Source organism: Delftia tsuruhatensis (assembly GCF_903815225.1).
GTDB lineage: Bacteria > Pseudomonadota > Gammaproteobacteria > Burkholderiales > Burkholderiaceae_C > Comamonas > Comamonas tsuruhatensis_A.
Genome location: NZ_LR813084.1, coordinates 2,931,344 through 2,951,736, shown reverse-complemented (window position 1 = coordinate 2,951,736; position 20,393 = coordinate 2,931,344). Strand labels below are relative to the sequence as shown.

22 protein-coding genes and 2 pseudogenes are annotated in these 20,393 nt (G+C 64.2%); 14 read left to right on the top strand and 10 right to left on the bottom strand.

Features of this window, described 5'->3' with window-relative positions:
- Window positions 1-9 precede the first annotated feature (9 nt).
- Entirely contained in the window at window positions 10-882 is an 873-nt protein-coding gene (locus L1Z78_RS13425) for an AraC family transcriptional regulator (RefSeq protein WP_418921700.1), read from the top strand.
- Here the strand turns inward: L1Z78_RS13425 and L1Z78_RS13420 are convergent.
- From L1Z78_RS13420 to L1Z78_RS13405, 4 genes and pseudogenes are all read right to left on the bottom strand, one after another.
- A pseudogene (locus tag L1Z78_RS13420) lies at window positions 865-1,035 on the bottom strand (AAA family ATPase); the annotation flags it as partial. The gene L1Z78_RS13425 and the pseudogene L1Z78_RS13420 sit on opposite strands and share 18 nt — an antisense overlap.
- A 178-nt stretch (window positions 1,036-1,213) precedes the next feature.
- A complete protein-coding gene (gene crcB / locus L1Z78_RS13415) occupies window positions 1,214-1,600 on the bottom strand; it encodes a fluoride efflux transporter CrcB (RefSeq protein ID WP_234641968.1) in 387 nt (128 codons plus the stop codon).
- Window positions 1,601-1,929: 329 nt separating this feature from the next.
- Window positions 1,930-2,745, bottom strand: coding sequence for an anti-sigma factor (locus L1Z78_RS13410; RefSeq protein ID WP_234641967.1), 816 nt, complete (start codon window positions 2,743-2,745; stop codon window positions 1,930-1,932).
- Window positions 2,746-2,763: 18 nt separating this feature from the next.
- Window positions 2,764-3,336, bottom strand: coding sequence for an RNA polymerase sigma factor (locus tag L1Z78_RS13405; RefSeq protein ID WP_234642163.1), 573 nt, complete (start codon window positions 3,334-3,336; stop codon window positions 2,764-2,766).
- 216 nt (window positions 3,337-3,552) lie between these two features.
- On the opposite strand from L1Z78_RS13405, the gene L1Z78_RS13400 reads away from it, so the two are divergent.
- A complete protein-coding gene (locus tag L1Z78_RS13400) occupies window positions 3,553-4,101 on the top strand; it encodes a DUF3455 domain-containing protein (RefSeq protein WP_234641966.1) in 549 nt (182 codons plus the stop codon).
- Window positions 4,102-4,310: 209 nt separating this feature from the next.
- Entirely contained in the window at window positions 4,311-4,874 is a 564-nt protein-coding gene (locus L1Z78_RS13395; protein ID WP_234641965.1) for a fasciclin domain-containing protein, read from the top strand.
- Between the two features lie 827 nt (window positions 4,875-5,701).
- Here L1Z78_RS13395 and L1Z78_RS13390 read toward each other — a convergent pair.
- Complete coding sequence (locus L1Z78_RS13390) at window positions 5,702-5,971, bottom strand: hypothetical protein (RefSeq protein WP_234641964.1); 270 nt, start codon at window positions 5,969-5,971, stop codon at window positions 5,702-5,704.
- A gap of 178 nt (window positions 5,972-6,149) precedes the next feature.
- On the opposite strand from L1Z78_RS13390, the gene L1Z78_RS28080 reads away from it, so the two are divergent.
- Both L1Z78_RS28080 and L1Z78_RS13380 read left to right on the top strand, forming a co-directional pair.
- Window positions 6,150-6,821: an IPTL-CTERM sorting domain-containing protein gene (locus tag L1Z78_RS28080; protein WP_326491979.1), complete on the top strand. Its 672-nt coding sequence runs from the start codon at window positions 6,150-6,152 to the stop codon at window positions 6,819-6,821.
- Window positions 6,822-7,467: 646 nt separating this feature from the next.
- Window positions 7,468-7,710, top strand: coding sequence for a DUF333 domain-containing protein (locus tag L1Z78_RS13380; RefSeq protein WP_234641963.1), 243 nt, complete (start codon window positions 7,468-7,470; stop codon window positions 7,708-7,710).
- Between the two features lie 53 nt (window positions 7,711-7,763).
- Here L1Z78_RS13380 and L1Z78_RS13375 read toward each other — a convergent pair whose 3' ends face one another.
- The gene (locus L1Z78_RS13375; protein WP_234641962.1) at window positions 7,764-8,267 is read right to left on the bottom strand and encodes a GNAT family N-acetyltransferase; all 504 of its coding nucleotides are present in this window, start codon (window positions 8,265-8,267) and stop codon (window positions 7,764-7,766) included.
- Window positions 8,268-8,350: 83 nt separating this feature from the next.
- Between L1Z78_RS13375 and L1Z78_RS13370 the strand changes: the two genes are divergently transcribed.
- Window positions 8,351-8,566, top strand: coding sequence for a hypothetical protein (locus tag L1Z78_RS13370; RefSeq protein ID WP_234641961.1), 216 nt, complete (start codon window positions 8,351-8,353; stop codon window positions 8,564-8,566).
- A 198-nt stretch (window positions 8,567-8,764) separates the two neighbouring features.
- Here the strand turns inward: L1Z78_RS13370 and L1Z78_RS13365 are convergent, their stop codons facing one another.
- Window positions 8,765-9,109 carry a four-helix bundle copper-binding protein gene (locus L1Z78_RS13365; protein WP_234641960.1) on the bottom strand — a complete coding sequence of 115 codons (345 nt, stop codon included), beginning with the start codon at window positions 9,107-9,109 and terminating at the stop codon, window positions 8,765-8,767.
- Window positions 9,110-9,585: 476 nt separating this feature from the next.
- On the opposite strand from L1Z78_RS13365, the pseudogene L1Z78_RS13360 reads away from it, so the two are divergent.
- Together L1Z78_RS13360 and L1Z78_RS13355 are read left to right on the top strand one after the other, a co-directional pair.
- Window positions 9,586-10,184 (top strand): annotated as a pseudogene (locus L1Z78_RS13360) (IS3 family transposase); the annotation flags it as partial.
- 385 nt (window positions 10,185-10,569) lie between these two features.
- Window positions 10,570-11,586 carry a D-2-hydroxyacid dehydrogenase family protein gene (locus tag L1Z78_RS13355; protein ID WP_234641959.1) on the top strand — a complete coding sequence of 339 codons (1,017 nt, stop codon included), beginning with the start codon at window positions 10,570-10,572 and terminating at the stop codon, window positions 11,584-11,586.
- 38 nt (window positions 11,587-11,624) lie between these two features.
- Here L1Z78_RS13355 and L1Z78_RS13350 read toward each other — a convergent pair whose 3' ends face one another.
- The 3 genes from L1Z78_RS13350 to L1Z78_RS13340 are packed head-to-tail and all read right to left on the bottom strand — an operon-like array spanning window position 11,625 to window position 14,406.
- Window positions 11,625-12,356, bottom strand: a complete 732-nt coding sequence (locus L1Z78_RS13350; RefSeq protein ID WP_234641958.1) for a hypothetical protein — start codon at window positions 12,354-12,356, stop codon at window positions 11,625-11,627.
- Between the two features lie 3 nt (window positions 12,357-12,359).
- Window positions 12,360-12,791, bottom strand: coding sequence for a DNA polymerase III subunit chi (locus tag L1Z78_RS13345; RefSeq protein ID WP_234641957.1), 432 nt, complete (start codon window positions 12,789-12,791; stop codon window positions 12,360-12,362).
- Window positions 12,792-12,834: 43 nt separating this feature from the next.
- The gene (locus tag L1Z78_RS13340; RefSeq protein WP_234641956.1) at window positions 12,835-14,406 is read right to left on the bottom strand and encodes a leucyl aminopeptidase; all 1,572 of its coding nucleotides are present in this window, start codon (window positions 14,404-14,406) and stop codon (window positions 12,835-12,837) included.
- 23 nt (window positions 14,407-14,429) lie between these two features.
- Here L1Z78_RS13340 and lptF point away from each other — a divergent pair, with 23 nt between their 5' ends.
- The 6 genes from lptF (at window position 14,430) to L1Z78_RS13310 (ending at window position 20,359) form a co-directional block, all read left to right on the top strand.
- Window positions 14,430-15,557 (top strand): LPS export ABC transporter permease LptF, encoded by a 1,128-nt coding sequence (lptF, locus tag L1Z78_RS13335; protein WP_234641955.1) that lies wholly within the window; start codon window positions 14,430-14,432, stop codon window positions 15,555-15,557.
- On the top strand, window positions 15,557-16,666 hold the full coding sequence (gene lptG, locus L1Z78_RS13330) for an LPS export ABC transporter permease LptG (RefSeq protein WP_234642161.1): 1,110 nt from the start codon (window positions 15,557-15,559) through the stop codon (window positions 16,664-16,666). The genes lptF and lptG overlap by 1 nt, the downstream gene beginning before the upstream one ends.
- A 10-nt stretch (window positions 16,667-16,676) precedes the next feature.
- Window positions 16,677-17,084, top strand: coding sequence for a sirohydrochlorin chelatase (locus L1Z78_RS13325; protein WP_234641954.1), 408 nt, complete (start codon window positions 16,677-16,679; stop codon window positions 17,082-17,084).
- A gap of 59 nt (window positions 17,085-17,143) precedes the next feature.
- The gene (locus L1Z78_RS13320) at window positions 17,144-18,085 is read left to right on the top strand and encodes a CysB family HTH-type transcriptional regulator (protein WP_234641953.1); all 942 of its coding nucleotides are present in this window, start codon (window positions 17,144-17,146) and stop codon (window positions 18,083-18,085) included.
- A gap of 59 nt (window positions 18,086-18,144) precedes the next feature.
- Window positions 18,145-19,317: a pyridoxal phosphate-dependent aminotransferase gene (locus tag L1Z78_RS13315; RefSeq protein ID WP_234641952.1), complete on the top strand. Its 1,173-nt coding sequence runs from the start codon at window positions 18,145-18,147 to the stop codon at window positions 19,315-19,317.
- Window positions 19,318-19,396: 79 nt separating this feature from the next.
- Complete coding sequence (locus tag L1Z78_RS13310) at window positions 19,397-20,359, top strand: helix-turn-helix transcriptional regulator (protein ID WP_234641951.1); 963 nt, start codon at window positions 19,397-19,399, stop codon at window positions 20,357-20,359.
- Window positions 20,360-20,393 lie beyond the last annotated feature (34 nt).

Below are 20,393 nucleotides of genomic sequence, written 5' to 3'. Positions count from 1 at the left end.
GTCGAGAAAATGACAAGCATGACAATAGCCCCGACCCACCGCCGCGGCACCGGCCCCGCGGCGGTCCCGCCCGCGCCACCACCCATGCCCCTGGAGGGCGAGCACACGCCGCGTCCCGTCGTGGCCTTTGCCACCGACATGGCGGCGGACGCCGTCATCGCGCCCCATGCCCATCGCCGCGGCCAGTTGCTGCATGCCACCCAGGGAGTGATGCTGATCCGTGCGGAGACAGGCAGTTGGGTCGTTCCGCCCGGCTGTGCTGTCTGGGTGCCACCCCAGGCCAGCCATGAGATCCGCATGGCCGCAGGCCCTGTGGCCATGCGCACCGTGTTCGTCGAGCCAGGGCTGCGCCCGGGCCTGTGGGAGCACTGCCGGGTCGTGCAGGTCACGCCACTGCTGCGCGAGCTGGTACTGGAAGCCCTGGACCTGCCCCTGGACTACCCGCTGGGCGGTAGGGAGGAGCGGGTGATGCAGTTGATCCTTGACGAGATGGAGCGTGCCCGCCCCCTGGACCTGCATGTGCCCATGCCCAGGCATGCGGCCCTGGCCGCCTGCTGCCGAGCCTTTGTGGACGAACCGGCCCAGGAGGCCAGCCTGTCCGGCTGGGGCCTGCGCCTGCACATGCATCCGCGCACCCTGGCGCGCCTGTTTCTGCGCGAGACCGGCATGAACTTCGGCGCGTGGTGCCGTCAGGCCCGCCTGCTGCTGAGCCTGCCCCGCCTGGCTGCAGGATCCTCCGTGCTGCAAGTGGCACTGTCGCATGGCTACGACAGCCCTAGCGCCTTCGCGGCCGTATTCCGGCGCAACTTTGGCGCGCCTCCCAGCAATTTTCAGGGACAGCGCCCCTCAGCCCGCCGTACACGCCAGGCCGGCCGGCCATGAATCCTCGCTGACCATCACCGTATTCGGCTGCGAAGCCAGTTGCCGGGCCAATGTCGATTTGCCCGAGCCTATCTTGCCGCAGACCAGGTGCAGCACGGCCCGTCCTGCGTCGATCGTGGCGGCCGGGGGCCGGGACTGGTCGGAAACCTGCATATCCATCTCCTGAAAGGCTTGCGAAGAACCCGGAGACGGAATGAAAAAACCCGCCTCCTCCGGGCGGGTTGCATGGCACTGTACGCTGCAGACTAACCCACCACCCTCCGGATGGTGCGAATAATCTGTGCTGTCTTCATGCATGCCATGGTTCACAGCATAGCGCAGATGACAGGCCTCAGTGGCCCACCATGCGGACCAGAGCCAGCCCGGCGAACAGTCCCCCCACTCCCAGCACCAGGGAGCCCAGCGCATACAGCGCCGATGCCAGCCAATCGCCACGCTCATACAGCATGCCGATCTCCAGCGCATAGGTGGAGAACGTGGTGAAGCCGCCGAGAATGCCCGTAGTCAGAAACAGCTTTGCGCTCTGCGGCAAAGAGGCCTTGAGCGCGAAAAACTCGACCACCACGCCCATGGCAAAGGCTCCGAGCACATTGATGGCCAGCGTGCCCAGCGGATAGGCGCCACCCACCAGGCGCGAGGCGAGCAAGTTCACGCCATGACGGCCTGCGGAACCGAGGCCGCCACCAATGAAAACAAGGATGAAACCGTAGATACCCATGACCGTCCTTTCATCGAAACACGGGACGGCTGCGCCGGGCAGGAACAAGGCGGCACCTGCCAGCGGCGGGAGACACCGTCCCACCCAGGCAGAAGCCATCAGCCCGTCAAAGGGCGGCTTCAGGAAGCTCCATTCCCATCATGCAGCGCACGCTGCGCTTGCCAGTTTACTACCTCCATGCAGAGGCCCACGGACCTGCCGACCGCGCCGCGCGGCCGCACCCGCACGCCAGCCACGCGAGCGCCAAGGCGCCGGGGGCATTCCCCAGGCCAGATACCAGTTTTCAGTGATGGTCCTCGCAGGCACCTCCAGGCACTGCGCAGCAACCGCTACAGCTCTCGCCGGATCAATGCACCCTTGAAAAGGACAGGCCCGGTCGGCCCAGCTTCACCCGGCACGCCCCCTTTAGGCTCCAGGCTGATGGCCAGTGCGGGAATCCCCTCCACCTCGGATGCGCCTGCCGTGAGCCGGATCACCCCCTCCCGCCCAAGGACCCCCAGGGACTGCGGCCCGGCCTGCGCGGGCAGCGCCCACAGTTGCAGCGACTTGTCCTCGGCCTCTTGGAAATCTCCGACACGCTGCAAAACCAGGGAGCGTTTGACGGGATCAAAGGTCACAAGCATGGAGGCGCGCGCCCGATCGTCCGCGAGCACCGCCACATACTGGATCCGGGGCATCGCCTGCAAAGCCAGCTGACTGGCCTGCAACTGGCTTCGCAGCACGGCCAGTTGCCGCGCTCCATCGTCTTTCAAGCCCTGGTGCGACCACAGGCCCACCGCCACGGCCGCCACCGTGGCCATGGCCCCCAGTACCGCGGCGCCACGCCACCAGGCCAGGGTTGGCCAGGAAGATCCGCCACCGGAAGATCTCGCAGGCTGCCGGCGGCGACGGAGCCGGGCTTCCCGGAGCTTTTCCGCCTGGAGCAGGTTGTCAATGCGCGTCCAGACCGCGTCGTCGGGACGCACCGGCGCCTGCAATTCCGCCAGCGCCGACCAACGCGATTGCCACAGCAGCGCAGACGCGCGTACCTGCGCATGGTCGCGGGCCATCTGTTCAAAGCGGCGGCGCGCGCCCCCGCGCAGGGTGCCCAGCGCATGCGCGGCTGCCAGCCGGTCCAGGAGTTCGGGGTTTTGAGCGAGGTTCATGCTTCGTCCTTGCTGCGCTCAATGGCGCGCCATGCAGCGGCGCAACTGCTCCAGGCCGCGCCGGATCCAGGTCTTGACCGTCCCCAGCGGCAGTCTGAGCTGCGTCGCCAACTCCCCATGGCTGAGATCCCGAAGATAGGCCAGGCTGATGAGCTCACGGTGCCGCTGCTCGAGGCGTTCAAGGCATTGGTACAGTGCCGTCGCCTGCTCGCCGGCTTCTGCCAGTTGCAACGGCCCCGCATCCACATCCTGCTCCGCGGCAAACCGGGCCTCGTCGAATTCTTCGTTGATGTGCAATCGCTCCGCGCGCCGACGCCGCAAGAAATCCAGTGACCGGCTGCGCACCACCAGGCCCATCCAGGCCAGCGGCGGGCTCAGCGTGCCCCGATAACCCGCCGCCGTGCGCCAGATCTGCAGATAGCTCTCTTGCAGCACATCCTCCGCCCAGTCCTTGTGGCCCAGGATACGAAGTGCAAGTCCGTACAGCCGGGACGAGGTTCGCTCATACAGGCTGCGAAGCGCGGGTTCATCCTGCGCTGCAATGCGGTCCAGCAGTTCCATCAGCTCTTGGTCGGTTGGTGTGGCGATCATCAGCCCATTTTGGGACACGCACGCGCGCCGGTGCGAATCCACGGAAGTCATTGGCATATACGCAACCCACCCCGGGCACGGATGCAAAAAAATTTGCACACCGTTGAATCCATGCGGCCGCCGGCTGCGTATTGCGAGGGTCCGCCCCGTGGCTGACATCCGCGCACTCGCGTTCGCCCGGCTTGCCGGGTTGGCTTTCTCTACCAGGAGACCTTCATGAGACATCACTTGCCTCTCGGTCTGGCCGCCTTGGCCACACTGACATTCAGCGCCTGCTCCAGCATCCACATGGGTGGCACCTACTCGCAAGCCGATCTACCGGCCCCCGTACAAGTTCCATCGGGCCACAAGGTTGCATTGGAAACGGTCGGCATAGGCCAGATCACCTACGAATGCCGGACCAGGAAAGATCAACCCATGGAGCAGGAATGGGCCTTTGTCGGCCCTGACGCCCGCCTGACAGACCGCCAGGGCCGCATCGTCGGCCGCTATTTCGGCCCGCCGGCGACCTGGGTGCATCAGGACGGCTCCAAGGTCACGGCCACCCAGGTGGCTGTGGCGCCGGCCAGTGCGGGCAACATTGCGCTGCAGTTGGTCAAGGCCGAGCCCTCCAGTGGCATGGGGGCACTGCAAGGCGTGACCTACATCCAGCGCGTAGCCACACGCGGTGGCGTACCGCCGGCGACCCCATGCAACGCCAGCAACCTGGGCGCCAAGCAAGTGGTCCAGTACCAGGCCGACTACATCATCTGGAAAGCAGCCTAGCCTCATGGCCCAATGCGACGAAGCCCGCAGCAGGCGGGCTTTTCATGCATGGCTTTGTCCCGGGCCGCGAGCACGCCAGGAGACGAGCAGCCCTGGTCTCGGAAAAAAAGGGGCCCGACCGAAAACTACTGAATCCAGCCAGCAGTTCGGGCCGTATTCCAATCAGCCGCAGCCCTGCGGCCCTTCTTCAACCCTCCAGGAGTTTTTCCATGGCTTCGATTCGAATCACTCGCAAGTTGGCATCCTTCAGTCTGGCTGTCGCGCTGTCCGCGACGTCGGTGGCAGCCCTGGCAGATGTCATGGTGGGAGGGGCGCCCATGCTGCCTTCCAAGGACATCATCGACAATGCCGTCAACTCCAAGGACCACACCACCCTGGTCGCAGCGGTCAAGGCCGCCGGTCTGGTCGATACGCTCAAAGGCCCAGGTCCCTTCACGGTGTTCGCCCCGACCAATGCGGCCTTCGCGGCACTGCCAGCCGGTACCGTCGACACTCTGCTCAAGCCCGAAAGCAAGGCCATGTTGACTACCGTCCTGACCTACCACGTGGTGGCTGGCAAATGGGATGCAGCAGCGCTGGGCAAGATGATTGCGGACGGAAACGGCATGGCCAGCATCAAGACGGCAAGCGGCGGCACGCTGATCGCCAGGGCCAGCGGCTCCAGGATCACGCTCACCGACGAAAAGGGAGGCACGGCGACCGTGACCATCCCTGACGTCTACCAATCGAATGGTGTGATTCACGTGATCGACAAGGTCCTTCTGCCCAGATGAACACCACGGTGCGCCCGATGCACATGATGTGACCCCGCTCCGGGGCCTGCCGCGTCGTCAGGCTTGCTCGCAGGCGCGGCCCCGGCAACGCCTGCCGCCATTTGGATCACGGCAGGATGAAGGGCTCGCCACGCCAAAGGCCGAACTTCCGACCCAGAAAATGGCCCGTACACGATGCACCCCGCTCTATGAAAGTATTCTCGTAATACCGAGAATATTGATAACACTCTCTCAAAATAGCGAAAAGCCATTCTGTCAAATTTTGTGTTGCTCGCCCACCATATTGAATGATTGACGTAGACTCCCCACTTCATCGACCAGCCTGAAAACAGCTGACCTCAAGAAGAAGGAGACATACGATGATTGAGGGTGGATGGTGGAGCGTGCATAGCAAGAACGGGAGATTCATAGGTCATATCCAGGGAGACGAGTTCATCGTTGGATCGACGAGAATACTTTACCGGATAAGCGGCAACAGCATTTATTCCACAGAAGTTCCGGCATCACACATTGCGGATATATCGAACAAGCAAGCCATTACGCCTGACGGGAACATATTGCTCAGATTCCTGAAAGCAAGCAGGAATAGATAATCCAGATATTTTCGAATGGCAACAGAATTTCCTGTTGGACTTGTTCAAAATTCTCCTGTTTCGAGCAGAACAGGATCATGGCGAGAAAGCGTCTCACGACCGCGGTTTGCAACGGGCGTGGCGACACGGCTACTCGCACGGACGGAACACGTTCTGGCACTGGTACAGCAGAGGGGCCGTTCGGTTGTAGCCCCCCAACGATACGCGCGCCTGTGCAATCGAGCAGCGCCATCCCTACCCGTCAAACTGAGAATGCAGGCTCACCAGCCTTTGCGTCAGAGTCTCGGCATCGTGGCGCATGGTGTAGAGCGGCGCAGTGCCGATGGAAATATGGCCGCACCAGATGTGGAATCCATCCAAATCAGGGAAGGCGGCAACTCCACAGTCTCGGATGGCTTCAGAAATCGTCGCGGTCTGAAACACCTCGATCTCGCACTGGCCATCAAGTACGCGCACCGTGTGGAGGCCGGGCTCCTCCTTGCAGATTTGTAGCGTCAGGATCATGGCTGCATGGTACGGGAGACCGGCCGCGTGCACACCATCAGCGCAGCCAGCAGCTGCACCTCGCAGCTGCGGACCTTCACAGCCCTTGGCCAGCAAGCGCACTTGAATCCTGTGTCAGCCCTGGCGCTCGAGTTCCTTGACCAAGTGGTGCTCAGATTTGCTCAGATTTGCTTCAAGAATGTTACATACACTCAAAAATATGAAAGCATCGCCATCACTTGTTCTTGCAGCAGTCTTCACGTCTGTGTCTTGCGCTACCTACGCGCAGAGCTACGCGCCTACTGGCGTACAGGAGAATGTTCCAGTCGCAACCGTGGCAAGCGGAGGATGGACGGAATGCTTCCGCGAAACATTCGACAAATCGACATCTGATATTGCATCTGTATCGACTGCCTGCGGAGGTACAAAGCTGATGCTCGCCTGCCGCCCCAGCGGCGCAGCAACACTTACGGTATTGGCGCAAGCTCCAACAACAGATGTCATGTTCGACACAGGCAATGACACGACAACTGTACACAGCGCCAATGGCGTGAACTGGTACTTTAACAGTAGCAGATCTTGGGGATTCGTTGACCCGGGAGAGGCTGTGAACAAAAATACATGCGACACAGCCGCCGGGTCAAAAAAAATGTGCATGCATACAGCCACGGGCACCATCCGAGGAGGATACCGTTGCGGAGGGACAGCAAACCTCAACTCTAGTGCCGCCTATGAGCGGATCATATACAGCAACACAGCAGCGCCAGCAGTAGCCGCCCCCATTCCTACGGTTTCCGAGTGGGGAATCATAGGGCTCTCTTCGTTCATGGCCATATTCGCATTTGCCAGGATGAGGCGTCGTAAATCCTAGAGTAGAAGCCACCTTGGCTGGCTTCCGTTAGCACGGAGTTTTGTTCAATCTCCCATGATCAGCGCAGCCAGGACCCTTCAAACCTGAGTACGTGTGGTGGCGCCCGAGGCATTCACATCAATGATCCCGCAGCAGGTGGCCGGCGCCCTCGGGCAGCCGGAGCTTGAAGTCGGGTGCGCGGTTGTCCATTCCGAGGGGGAATTGGCAGATGGGCTTTGGGGGTGGAGAACGCTGCTATCGCAAACCTGCACGCCTCCTGCGGGACGAATACCCCACTGATGCAGGAGCCGCCCAAGGTGATCGTGCGGCCGGCACCAGTCGATGATGGCCCAATCCATAGAACACTTCAAAACCACAGGAATCCCGTAGCCTCGCCCAGCGCATCGGCAGCGGCCGTGACGGCACGCGCGCAGTGACCGGCTTTACGGATTTGCCTAGGTTGGAGAGGGTGCAGGATTTGGGCTGCTCAGGGAACTGCGAGAACGGGTTCGGGCCCTCCTGTGGGGTTGCAGCAGAATGAAATTGCGCAAACGGGTTATCAGCCATGCCCCCAGTGTTTCCACGCAGGGGCTGGGGCGCGAACCGTGGGCGGTGGGCGTGAAACGGTCACCGGCATCCGTTCAGAAGCGGGGTGTAGAGTGACCCCATGACCAAAGCACTCAAACTCTCAGGAATCGCGCTCGGGGCCCTTGTGCTCAGCGCATGCGCCCAACAGAAGCTGGCTCCCTCCGTGGGCATGGCCAATCCCGCAGCGGTCTATTGCGGCGAGATCGGCGGCCAGGTCCGAATGGAGAAGACGCCCCAGGGCGTTGAAGGCATCTGCGTGCTGCCCAACGGCACGGAGATGGAGGAGTGGACGCTGTACCGGAAGGACCATCCGGCGAAGTAGCTGCCCAAACGACGAAGCCCGCCAATGCGGACCCACGGTGAAGTTGACGCTGCCTATGAGGACACCAGTGCCCAGCGTTCGTGGTCTCGCCAACGACCACCGACCTTCATGAACGCGGGCGACAAGCCCTCCAGCGTGAAGCCGCACGACTTGGCCAGTGCTATGGCCGCCTTGTTCTCGGGCTGGATGTTGGCTTCCAACCGATGCAGCCTCATGGTCCTGAAGACCTGTTTCACGACATGCGTGAGGCCCTGCTTCATCAGACCCTTCCCCTCAAAGCCCGAGAAGGCATAGAAGTCGATATGGGCGGAGCGAAACGGGTCCATCAAGACGTTCGTGATCTGCACGATCCCGGCAAAACCATCGCTTCGCCATTCCCAGATGACAAATGCGGCGCCCGACGGTTCCTGCACGCGCGCCAGGTAGCTCTGGAACTCCTGTGCCGTGCTGGGCAGCGAAACCCATGGCGCGTGCAGTTTGCGGCTTTGTCCAACCGCGTCGATGAATTGCTGCTCCAGATCGGTGGTCAGCGTCGAAACGTAGATATCAGTGCCCATGACTTCCCTTTCCTGTGGAGCGAAAAGTGTAGCGAGAGCAGAGATCAGCGGGCACCTCCACCGAGAGGCTGCACCCTGCAGGCTTGTCAAGCGAGAGTCAGAAAGGGCGAAGCCCAAAGCCTGACGGCGCCATCTGGTGCGGCAGCGATGCAATCAGCGAAACGGACTATGCGGTGCTCAAGCACCCGGGCGTCAGTGGGTTCATCTACGCGCTCGAAGATCCAGATTCGATCGCTGATGCCGTGGGCACCATCGAAGAACACCACCCCGACGAAACGATCTGGCTCGAAGCCGCATAGTCGAACTCTTAGGTCACGCGAGCCGGGCCCATCACGCAGGCGCCCTGCCCCCAGGACGCCGCCGCGATGGAGCTGGAACCAGCCGGCGATTTCACCCCTTGGAGTGGGCTTTGACTCGGCTTCTTTGACCGTCACCGGCGCCTGTGGCCCACCCTTTTTCAGCCGGTCCCTGGGAGACCCTCTTGCAGATTTGCAGGGTCAGTTCATCTGCTCGCTCATCGAAAGGCACATGGCCGCGCATGCGATACAAGCGGTCGCGCAATCCTGGCAATGGCCATGCTTATGCCTGCCGCACTCGTTGGCGCAGGCGTGGCAGATGTCCGCGCACAGCCTGCAAATTGCGTTGACGTGCGGGCTTTGCAGCGTCATGGCCTTGATGGCGAGCTCACATGCTGAGGCACATTCCAAGTCATGCGCAATGCATGCCTTCATGGCCTTCACGTCTTCTTCTTTGAGGCAGGCAGCGGCGCAGTGGTTGCAGGCAACCAGGCAAGCCTGACAGGCATCAATGCATTCTTGAAAACTGGTGTTGGAAGTGTTCATTGGGATCTCCATAAAAGGTGATCCTTCGTTTTAGACCCCATGCCGGATCGCCTCTGTCGGAGACATGGCCGCACGGCTGGAGTCCAAAGGGGCGCATGCCTTGCCCCAAGAAGTCGGCCCGCAGCTTTACAGCTCGCTGGCCTTTTCGTTTGCGGCCCGGGACGCTCGCACACACCACCAAAACAAAACCCGCCGAGGCGGGTTCTGGAGTTCAGCAGTTGCCCTTCTTGGCCTGACCAGGCGGGCATCCGTGGGGATGGCTCTTGTACCCGCCACGGTAGCCGTCGTCATACACAGCACAGCCGCCGAGAACAAAGGCCGCAACGGCCATGGCGAAAGCAATTTTCATGTGAGGCGCCTTTCATAGAGTTGTGGCCGGCAGTCTATGCCGAGCACCGACAGGCCTCTGTAAACCATTGTTCCGCAGCCCGCAGAGGGCTGCTTTCTTTTGGAGAACCGTCATGCTGATGACCGCCAAGGCGGTGCGGACCGCCATTGCTGATTCCAAAGCGCCATGCCCGCTGGCCCGGGTCCATCGGCAGTTCCGTGCCGAGCGGCCCAACCAGCTCTGGGTCTCGGACTTCACCTACGTCTCGACCTGGCAGGGCTGGGTCTACGTGGCATCCGTGGTGGACGTGTTCAGCCGGCGCATCGTGGGCTAGCGGCAGAGCAGCTCGATGCACACCGAGTTCGTGCTCGACGCGCTGGGGCAGGCGCTGTACGGCCGCAAGCCGTCTGTGACGGCAGCCTGACGCACCACTGCGACAGGGGTTCGCAATACCTGCCCATCCGCTACAGCGAACGCTTGGCCGAAGCCGGCATCGAGCCCTCAGTGGGCTCCAAGGGCGACAGCTATGACAACGCGCTGGCCGAGACCATCAACGGGCTCTACAAGGCCGAGGTCATTCATCGGCGCGGGCCGTGGAAGACCAAACAGGCGGTGGAACTGGCGACGCTGCAATGGGTGGCCTGGTTCAACCATCATCGGCTGATGGGGCCGCTGGGCTACGTCCCGCCTGCTGCGTTCGAAGCCAGCTACCATCGACAACGCGCTGGTCAGGCCGCGACCGTCTGACTTAAACCAACTGGCCTCCGCAGAACCCGGGGCGATTCACTGCCCCAACTTCACCTGCTTGAGTTTCGAGGAATCCGCAAGACTCCTGTAACGATAAGTCCATGATTTACCGCTGGCCGAAGCTTCAAGCCTCAGGCCGCGGCAACCTTGGACGACAATGTGTTCTCCAGGCTTCAAAGCCTTGGCTGCGCGAGCATGAAAGTACATCGGAACCTACACTTGGGCAGCAACTGAAAACCTGCACTTCCGATCCAAGTGCAGGTGAGTTCAGGCAAGTGTTGGTGATGTTCAGAGACCAGCGCAAGAATGGGATAAATCGTTTGCCGACAATGACTTGCATGGCAAACAGGAAAGAAATCAAAGGCTTACGAGAGATTCAGAGGCAATGAACATCATCATTCTTGACGACTACCAGGATGCCGTGCGCAAGCTGGACTGCGCGCGGCTGCTGGAGCCTTTCAACGCCAAGGTTTTCACCAACACCGTCAAGGGGGTGGGCCAGCTGTCCGTGCGGTTACGCGATGCGGACATCATCGTGCTGATACGAGAGCGCTCGCAGATCAACCGGCAGTTGCTGGAAAAACTCCCGCGTCTGAAGCTGATCGCACAAACCGGCAAGGCCGGCGCCCACATCGATGTACAGGCGTGCACGGACCAGGGAGTCGCCATTGCCGAGGGCGTGGGCTCGCCCATCGCACCGGCCGAGCTGACATGGTCGCTGATCATGGCCGCGACGCGGCGGCTGCCGCAGTACATTGCCAACCTCAAGCATGGCGCCTGGCAGCAGTCGGGCTTCAAGGCTGCGTCCATGCCAGCCAATTTCGGGCTGGGCTGCGTACTGCATGGGCGCACGCTGGGCATCTGGGGCTATGGCCGCATAGGGCGGCTGGTGGCGCACTACGGCCATGCCTTCGGCATGCAGGTCATCGTCTGGGGCAGCGAGGCCTCGCGCCAGAAAGCCCAGGCCGACGGCTTCGCGGCAGCCGCTTCGCGAGAAGCGTTCTTCGCCGAGTCCGACGTGCTGTCCATGCACCTTCGCCTGCATGAGGCCACGCGCGGCATCGTGACAGCCCAGGATCTGGCACGCATGAAGCCCACGGCACTGTTCGTGAACACGTCTCGCGCAGAACTGGTCGAGGCCGACGCGCTGCTGGGTGCGCTCAACCGCGGCCGCCCAGGCCTGGCGGCAGTCGACGTGTTCGAGAGCGAGCCCATTCTCCAGGGCCATGCACTGCTGCGGCTGGAGAATTGCATCTGCACACCCCACATCGGCTATGTGGAGCAGGACAGTTACGAACTGTACTTCCGCGCCGCCTTCGAGAACGTGGTGAACTTCATCGCGGGCCAGCCCACCCACATCCTCAACCCGGAGGTGCTGTCGGGACCTGCGCGCCTGGGTTGAAGGCCTCCGGGGGCCGAAGCGAGCCCCCCCGGATCCGCCTAGTGTCCCTGGCCCTCGTTGCGGGCTGCCCTGGCCTGGTGGGCCAACTCGTCGGCGACAGCCTCGTAGACCGCCTGGCGCACCACGGACTCCACCTCTTCGCGCAGGCGCACGACGATGGAGCGCGTCTGCTGCTGCACCACGGTGGCGATAGCCTCCCGCAGACGCTGATCCAGCACCAGATCCACGCGCTGCATGAGGCGGTGGACCAGGTATTCCTCGGTCACCTGCTGGGCATGGGTGTCCCATATCGACTCCAGGGCCTCCGTAGCCGATACGGCCGACTGCACTTGCGGCGGCCCTGCCGGAACCACGGCCACCTCCTGCGCAACAGTTTCAGGCTCCACGGATACAGGCTGTGCCTGGGATGTTTCCTGCGCCAGCTGCACCTGCACGGGCGGGGCACTGGGCGGCAGGTATTCCATGGCAAAGCTTTCCCGCCTGGAGAAAATCTCCTGGGGTGAAACCTCCGCCACGGGCGGGGGTTGCTGCGGCTCGAGACCTTCGGGCAGGGGCGGCAGGGAGGCTGGCAGGGAGACAACACCACGCCGCGGCGCCAGCATGCCTTCGCTCGCCCAGGCAGCCACGTCATCCGGCACCGGAGACGACGCCTGCGCAGGCTCCATGACCGGCTCGGCCGCCCTTGCGGGCTGAGCCTGGGCAGCATCGACCGGAACCACATCGGTGAGCGTGGGAACGAAGCGCGGCGGGATTCGGGAGGAAGCGCTCATGGCCTACTCCTTGAGCACCAGGTCATGCCGCTTGATGGCAATGCCCTGTGCCGCGTAATGCCGCCAACGCAGCCGGGCAAGGAGCCGGTCCTGCTCATCGGTGGCGGAAACCACCTCGACAACTCGTGCAAAACGCTCGAAGCCCTGAGGCACCTCCCCGGCCAGATTGACCAGCATGTCATGGTGGGGTGCCTCGTCCAGCCGCCCCAGCAACGCGATGGGGGAAAAGGCCATGATCGCCGCGCCGTCCCCTTCCCCGGCATGGGCCAGGAAGTCGGTGGCGGAGACGCTCCAGAGCCTGGATGACAGGGACTTGAGCAGGGGCGGTTCGCCCAGAATCACGAGCCGCGCGCGATGCCTGAGCGCCTTGCGCGCCAGCCGGCAGACATAGGCCTGCTTGTCGGGCGCGTTGAAATGGAAGGCCACTTCGGTCAAGCGTCACTCCTTTGATGGACCATGCCGAAAACAGGCGGCAACATCAGACCTGCTCCGGCCCGGTGGTGGTGGTGATCTTTCGAACCTTGGTGACCTTGGCAGGCTTCGCACCCCTGGAAGCCGTGGCTTTGCCAGGCGTGGCGGCCTTGGCCTGTGGCTTGCCGGCCAGGGCGCTGGACAGCAGAAAGTGCAGCAGCAGGCCCACGGGGCGGCCGGTGCCTCCCTTGGCCGCGCCACTCTTCCAGGCCGTTCCAGCGATGTCCAGGTGGGCCCAGGGGATGTCCCCCACGAAACGCTGCAGGAACTTGGCTGCCGTGACCGCCCCTGCCGCGCGGCCCGCCACGTTGCCCATGTCGGCGAAGTTGCTCTTGAGTCCTTCGCCGTACTCCTCGTCCAGCGGCATGCGCCAGCAGGGATCGAGTGCCGCATCACCGGCCTGCTCCAGGGCCCGTGCCAGCTCGTCGCTGGCCGAGAACATGCCGCTGCGCAGTCCGCCCAGGGCGATGACGCAGGCGCCGGTCAGCGTGGCGATGTCCACCATGGCACGGGGCTTGAAGCGGGCGGCATAGGTCAGCGCGTCGCTGAGCACGAGGCGGCCTTCGGCATCGGTGTTGAGTATCTCGATGGTCTGGCCGCTCATGCTGGTGACCACGTCGCCGGGCTTCACAGCCGAGCCGCCGGGCATGTTCTCGCAGGCGGGAATGAGGCCCACGACATTGATGGCCGGCTGCAGTTGTCCCAGGGACTGGAACACGCCCAGCACGCTGGCGGCGCCCCCCATGTCGAACTTCATCTCGTCCATCTCGGCCGCGGGCTTGAGCGAGATACCACCCGTATCGAAGGTGATGCCCTTGCCCACCAGCACGATGGGCGCATCACCCTTGGCTCCCCCGTTGTAATGCAACTCGATGAAACGCAGCGGCTGAGCCGAGCCCTGGGCCACGGCGAGGAAGGCGCCCATGCCCAGCCTGGCGACTTCGGCGGGGCCATGGATCTTGCAACTGATGCCGGGCAGCTTGGCCAGGGAGCGGGCCGCATCGGCCAGAAGAGTGGGGGTGGCGTGGTTGGCCGGGCGGTTGGCCCATTCGCGCGCCAGCGACATGCCTTCGGCCTGGGCCACGGCCGTCCTGAAGGACGCCGCGATGCCGTTCTTGGCGCCTGTCTTGCCCCCGGCGCCGATCACCAGTTTCTTGAGCGCCACGGGCTTGGCCTGGGGCTTGGTATGGGTATAGCTGTAGCAGGCATCGGCCGCCGCCAGGACGGCGGCCGCGACCGCAGCGCCCGCGGGCTCGAAACCGAAGCACAGCAGTGCCTTGCCGACGCCAGACGCCTTCAGGCAGGCGCCCGCGCCAGCCACGGCCTGGCGCACATCGCGGGCGGAGCCGCTGCCCGCGCCCAGCAGCACCACGCGGCGCGCGGCCACGGCCGGCAGGCCATACAGCGCAAGCTGCTTGCCCGCAGCCACCTCGAAATCTCCGGCCTTGACCGCATGGGCAACCAGGGTGGACAGCGCATCGCTGCCCGTGGCCGTGGCCTCGGTCACCAGCACCAGCAACAGGTCACACTTTTCACGCACTGCCGCTGCAGTCGTCAAGGGCTTCAGTTCAAAGTTCATAATCGGCGTTTTCCTTTCAGCCAATGTTATTCGATTCATCCATACGCAAAGAGCTGGCCCGCAGCTTCGGCGCGACGGTCGTGGTGTTGATCACGGTCGTCATGACCATGATGCTGATCCGTACCCTGGGCCAGGCTTACAAGGGCAATGTCAGCCCTTCCGATGTGCTGCTGGTCATGGGCTACACGGTGCTCGGCCAGTTGCCCACGATTTTGGGCCTGGGCCTGTTCGTGGCCGTGGTCGGATCGCTGTCGCGCATGTACCGCGACAGCGAGATGGTGATCTGGTTTGCCGCGGGCCAGGGGCTGGCAAGCCTGCTGCGCCCGCTGCTGCGCTTCGCCTGGCCGGTACTGGCCGTGATCACGGCGCTGGGGCTGGCCATCCTGCCCTGGGCCAACCAGCAGATCGAGCAGATCAAGACCCAGTTCGAGCAGCGCAGCGACATCGACCGCATCGCCCCCGGCGAGTTCCAGGAGTCCGCGGGCGGCTCGCGCGTGTTCTTCATCGACAAGGACGTGCCCAGCGCCACGGCGGCCAACAATGTGTTCATCGTCGCCAATGAGCGCGGTCGCGAGTCCGTGACCTCGGCACGCGGCGCACGGCTGGAGGTCATCAAGGGCGAGCGCATGGCCGTGCTCACCGACGGCCAGCGCATGGAGACGCAGACCGGCGACGGCACAGTGAAGATCAGCGAATTCAAGGAATACGGCACGCAGATCGGCGGCGGAAGCAATCCGGCCGCCGTGGAGGAGATGGCCGCGCGCAGCACGCCCACGCACGCATTGCTGCCGCGCACCGAGCCCATCTACCGGGCTGAGCTGGGCTGGCGCATCGGCCTGCCGCTGGCGGCGTTGAACTTCGTGGTCCTCGGGTTGGCGGTGGCCAGTGTGAACCCGCGGGCCGGCGGCAGCGGCAGCCTCATGCTGGCACTGTTCGCCTTCATCGTGTACTACAACCTGATGACGCTGGGCGAGAGCTGGGTGGCCTCGGGCAAGCTGGGCATGCCTGCCATGACTGCGCTGCTGCATGGCGGAACGCTGGCGCTGGCGCTGCTGGTGCTGCTGGCGCGGCACACGCGCTGGTCGCCGCGCGATCTGTGGCGCAGGCCCGCCATGCCGGCGGGCGAAGACGGCGCAAAGGCGGTGCAATGATGCGAGTCCTGAGGAACCTGCTGTACCGCGACATCATCGCGGCCGTAGGCTACGTCACGCTGGCCTTTCTGGCCCTGTTCTTCTTCTTCGACCTGGTCGATGAGCTGCGCTGGGTCGGGCGCGGCGGCGACAACGGCTACCAGATCACGCACGCCCTGCTTTTCGTGGTGCTGCGCATCCCCAGCCATCTGTACGAACTGATGCCCATCACCGTGCTGATCGGCACCATCTATGTGATGGCGCGTTTTGCGCAGAGCTCGGAATTCACCATCATGCGCACCAGCGGCATGGGCCCCTGGCTGGCGCTGCGCACGCTGATGGTGCTGGGCCTGGGCTTCGTACTGGCGACCTTCGGCACGGGCGACTACCTGGCGCCGGCGGCGGAAAACGCAGGGCAGAACATCCGGGCCATCCACCTGGCCCAGCTGTCGCGCGGCGCCACGGGCGCCTGGCTCAAGGAACGCCAGGGCGACCACTCCATCGCCCTCAATGTGCGCGCCATCCGCGGCCCCGGCGATTTCGCCAATGTGCGCATCTTCGATTTCGATGGCCAGGGCCGGATCTCCGCACAGATCCATGCGGAGTCCGCCCAGGTCGTCGACGACGGCAGCGCGTGGACACTGCATGGCGTGCAGGCCAGCCGCCTGACGGCCAAGGGGGATGGCGGCATGGTGCTGGTGCGCGAAAAGCACGATTCCCTGAAGTGGAAGACGGACATCAGTGCCGAGATGGTGTCGGCCGCACTGCTCAAGCCCGACCGCATGTCCACCATCTCGCTGTTCCAGTACGTGCGCCACCTTGAAGCCAACGGCCAGGCCGCGCAAAAGTACGAGATCGAGTTCTGGCGCAAGGTGTTCTACCCGATGAGCTGCCTGGTGATGGTGGTGCTGGCCCTGCCCTTCGCCTACCTGCACTTCCGCTCGGGCGGCATCGCGGCCTATGTGTTCGGCGGCGTCATGGCCGGCATCAGCTTCTTCCTGCTGAACAACGTGTTCGGCTACATCGGTACCTTGCAGACCTGGTCGCCCTGGCTGACTGCCGCAGCGCCGGGCCTGCTCTACAGCCTGCTGTCACTGACGGCTTTCACCTGGCTGGTGCTGCGCCGCTAACGCTTCATCCATGGACAACGACGCAACTCCCGAACCCCAGGCCGGCCTGGTCCTGCTGGCCCACGGCTCTCGCGATGCCCTGTGGCGCCAGCCCATCGAGGCCGTGCTCCATGCGGTGCAGCAGTCCGGGCCGACACCGCTCGCCTGCTGTGCCTATCTGGAGGCCTGCGAGCCGGATCTGCCCACCGCCGCGCAGGGGCTGATCGATGCCGGAGCCACGCAACTCACGGTGCTGCCGCTGTTCCTGGGCACGGGCAAGCATGCGCGCGAAGACATACCGAGGCTGGTGGAGCTCATCCGCGCACGCCATCCGCAGGTGCGCGTGCATCTTCAGCCGGCCGTTGGCGAGCACCCGCGCGTCACCGCCCTGCTGGCGGAACTGGCGCGACAGGCCGCGGGGGCGCAAATGCAGAAATAACAAAACGATTCCTTATATAAATCAAGCATAATGGCGCACAGCATCCAGCTGTCATCGCCATGAACCTGCACCAATTCCGATTCGTCCAAGAGGCGGCGCGCCGCAACCTCAACCTCACCGAGGCCGCCAAGGCCCTGCACACCTCGCAGCCCGGTGTCTCCAAGGCCATCATCGAGCTGGAGGAGGAGCTGGGCATCGACATCTTCGCGCGCCACGGCAAGCGCCTCAAGCGCATCACCGAGCCCGGGCTGGAAGTGCTCAAGAGCATCGAGCTGATCATGCGCGAGATCGGCAACCTCAAGCGCATCGGCGAACAGTACAGCGCCCAGGACAGCGGCACCCTGTCCATCGCCACCACCCATACCCAGGCGCGCTATGTGCTGCCCCCCGCCGTGGCCCGGCTGCGCGAGATCTACCCCAAGGTCACCATCAGCCTCCACCAGGCCACACCAGCCGAGGTGGCGCGCATGGTCATCGACGAGGTGGCCGACATCGGCATGGCCACGGAATCGCTGGCCGACTACCCCGATCTCGTCACCCTGCCCTGCTACGAGTGGCAGCACGTGCTGGTCCTGCCCACGGGCCATCCGCTGGCACAGAAAGAGCGCATCACGCTGGACGACATCGCCCACGAGTCGCTGATCACCTATCACCCCTCGTTCACGGGCCGCGGCAAGATCGACCAGGCCTTCGCCACGCGCCGCCTGCGCCCGCGCATCGTGCTGGAGGCCATCGACTCCGACGTGATCAAGACCTATGTGCGCCTGGGCCTGGGCATAGGCATCGTGGCCGAGATGGCCATGCGCGACGATCCTGTGGGCGACCTCGTGGTCCGGCCCATGGGCCATCTGTTCGGCCAGAGCGTGGCGCGCGTGGCCATCAAGCGCGGTGCCTATCTGCGAAACTTCGTCTACAAGTTCGCCGAGCTGCTCAGCGATCGCCTGACGCGCGATCTCATCATGCGGGCCATGAACGGCCACGTGCACGACTACGAACTGTGATTTCCCGGTGAGCCAGGCCTGCCATGCGGGCCCGGCCACGCCCCTGCCTTGCCCGCACCATGACCTCTGCCACCTCCTTGCCCCGCACGCCCGCCTTTCCCAGCCGCCTGCCCCATGTCGGTACGACCATCTTCACCACCATGTCGGCACTGGCCGCCGAGCACCAGGCCGTGAACCTGGGTCAAGGCTTTCCGGATTTCGGCTGCGCCCCCCGGCTGGTCGATGCCGTCACGGCCGCCATGCAGGCCGGCCACAACCAGTACCCACCCATGCCCGGCCTGCCCCAGCTGCGCCAGGCCATGGCGGCCAAGATCGAGGCACTGTATGGCCGCCGCTACGACGCGGGCAGTGAAATCACGGTGACGGCCGGCGCCACACAGGCCATCCTCACGGCCATCCTCGCCACCGTGCATGCGGGCGACGAAGTCATCGTGCTTGATCCCTGCTACGACAGCTACGTGCCCAACATCGAGCTGGCCGGCGGCGTGCCCGTGCGCGTGCCGCTGACGCCAGGCACCTTCAGACCCGACTTCGCGAAGATCGCCGCCGCCATCACGCCGCGCACCCGGCTGCTGATCACCAACAGCCCGCACAACCCCAGTGCCACTGTCTGGAGCGACGCGGACATGCGTGCGCTGGAGGAACTGCTGGCCCCCACCGACGTGCTGCTGATCAGCGATGAGGTCTATGAGCACATGGTCTACGACGGCCGGCAGCACCAGAGCGCGGCGCGCTTCGAAGGCCTGGCCGCGCGCGCCTTCATCGTCTCCAGCTTCGGCAAGACCTACCATGTGACGGGCTGGAAGGTCGGCACCGTGGCAGCGCCGGCCGCGCTCACCGCCGAGTTCCGCAAGGTCCACCAGTTCAACGTGTTCACGGTCAACACGCCCATGCAGGCGGGCCTGGCCAGCTACATGGCCGATCCCGCGCCCTACCTGCAATTGCCGGCGTTCTATCAGGCCAAGCGCGACCTGTTCCGCCAGGGCCTGGAAGGCTCGCGCCTGCGCCTGCTGCCCACGGCGGGAACCTATTTCGCCTGTGCCGACATCTCGGCCGTCTCCGATCTCGGCGAAGCCGCGTTCTGCCAATGGCTGGTCAAGGAACACGGCGTGGCCGCGATTCCCCTGTCAGCCTTCTACGGCGATGGCTTCGACCAGCGCGTGGTGCGGTTTTGCTTCGCCAAACAGGACGACACACTGCGCGCGGCGGTGCAGCGTCTGCGAAAACTCTGAAAATCCGTGGCGACCGGGCGCGCCAGGCAAGGATAATGAGAAGCGTTCTCAAAAACTTCGCCAACGGTCCCGCCGTCCCATGTCCGCTCCGTCCCAGCGCTACACCATGGCGCATCTCGACGCCATGCGCCAGCGCCATGGCTTCAGCGTGCGCTTTCTCTCGAAGGTCGCACAAGACGACTGCATCTTCGAAGGCCAGGTGCAGGAGCACCGGCTGTCCTCGGGCCTGCAACTGGTCAGCTCGGACATCCACATCCGGCATGGCTACGAATCCACTTCCGAGCATCCGCGGCGTTTCACCGCCGTGGTGCTGCTGGGCGGCGAGGCCCGCCTGCGGCTGTCCGATGCGGCCACGCCGCTGCAGGTGACACGCCATCACGCGGCGGCCTTCGCCTGCGGCGACACGCAGGTGCTGCAGGCCACGCACGAAGGCGGCCAGCGGGTGCGAGGCTTCAATCTGTCCATAGAGACACCCGAGACCTGCACCGATCCCGAGCTGGCCCAGTTGCTGCACCAGGCCCTGCGTGCATCGCACACGCCGCCGCGCGCCTGGTCGCTGCCTGGCCATCTGGCCGAGGGCCTCCAGCAGCTGCTTGAAGGCCGCTGGAGCGGCTCACTGGCACGCCTGCACCGTGAAGGCCTGGCACTGCAGGTGCTGGCCTGCGCGCTCCAGGCCCATGATCAGCCGCAGCCGGTGGCGGTCGTGCGTCTGCACCCCCGGGACCTGCGCGGCCTGGAGCGGGTGCGCGACTGCATGCAGGCCGCGCCGGGACAGGCACACCGGCTCGAAGACCTGGCGCGGCTGGCCTGCATGAGCCCCACCACCTTGCGCGAGAAGTTCCAGGCCGCCTATGGCCAGACGGTCTTCACCTGGCTGCGGGAGCAGCGCATGCAGCTGGCCCGCGAGCGCCTTGCCCAGGGCTGGAGCGTGCAGGAAGCCGCCGACTACGTGGGCTTTCAGCATGCCAGCAATTTCGCGACGGCATTCCGCCAGCGTTTCGGCCAGCCCCCCAGCCGCAGCACGTTGCGTCAGGAGGCATAGGCAAGGCATCGGCAGGCACAGGTGACCATGGCCA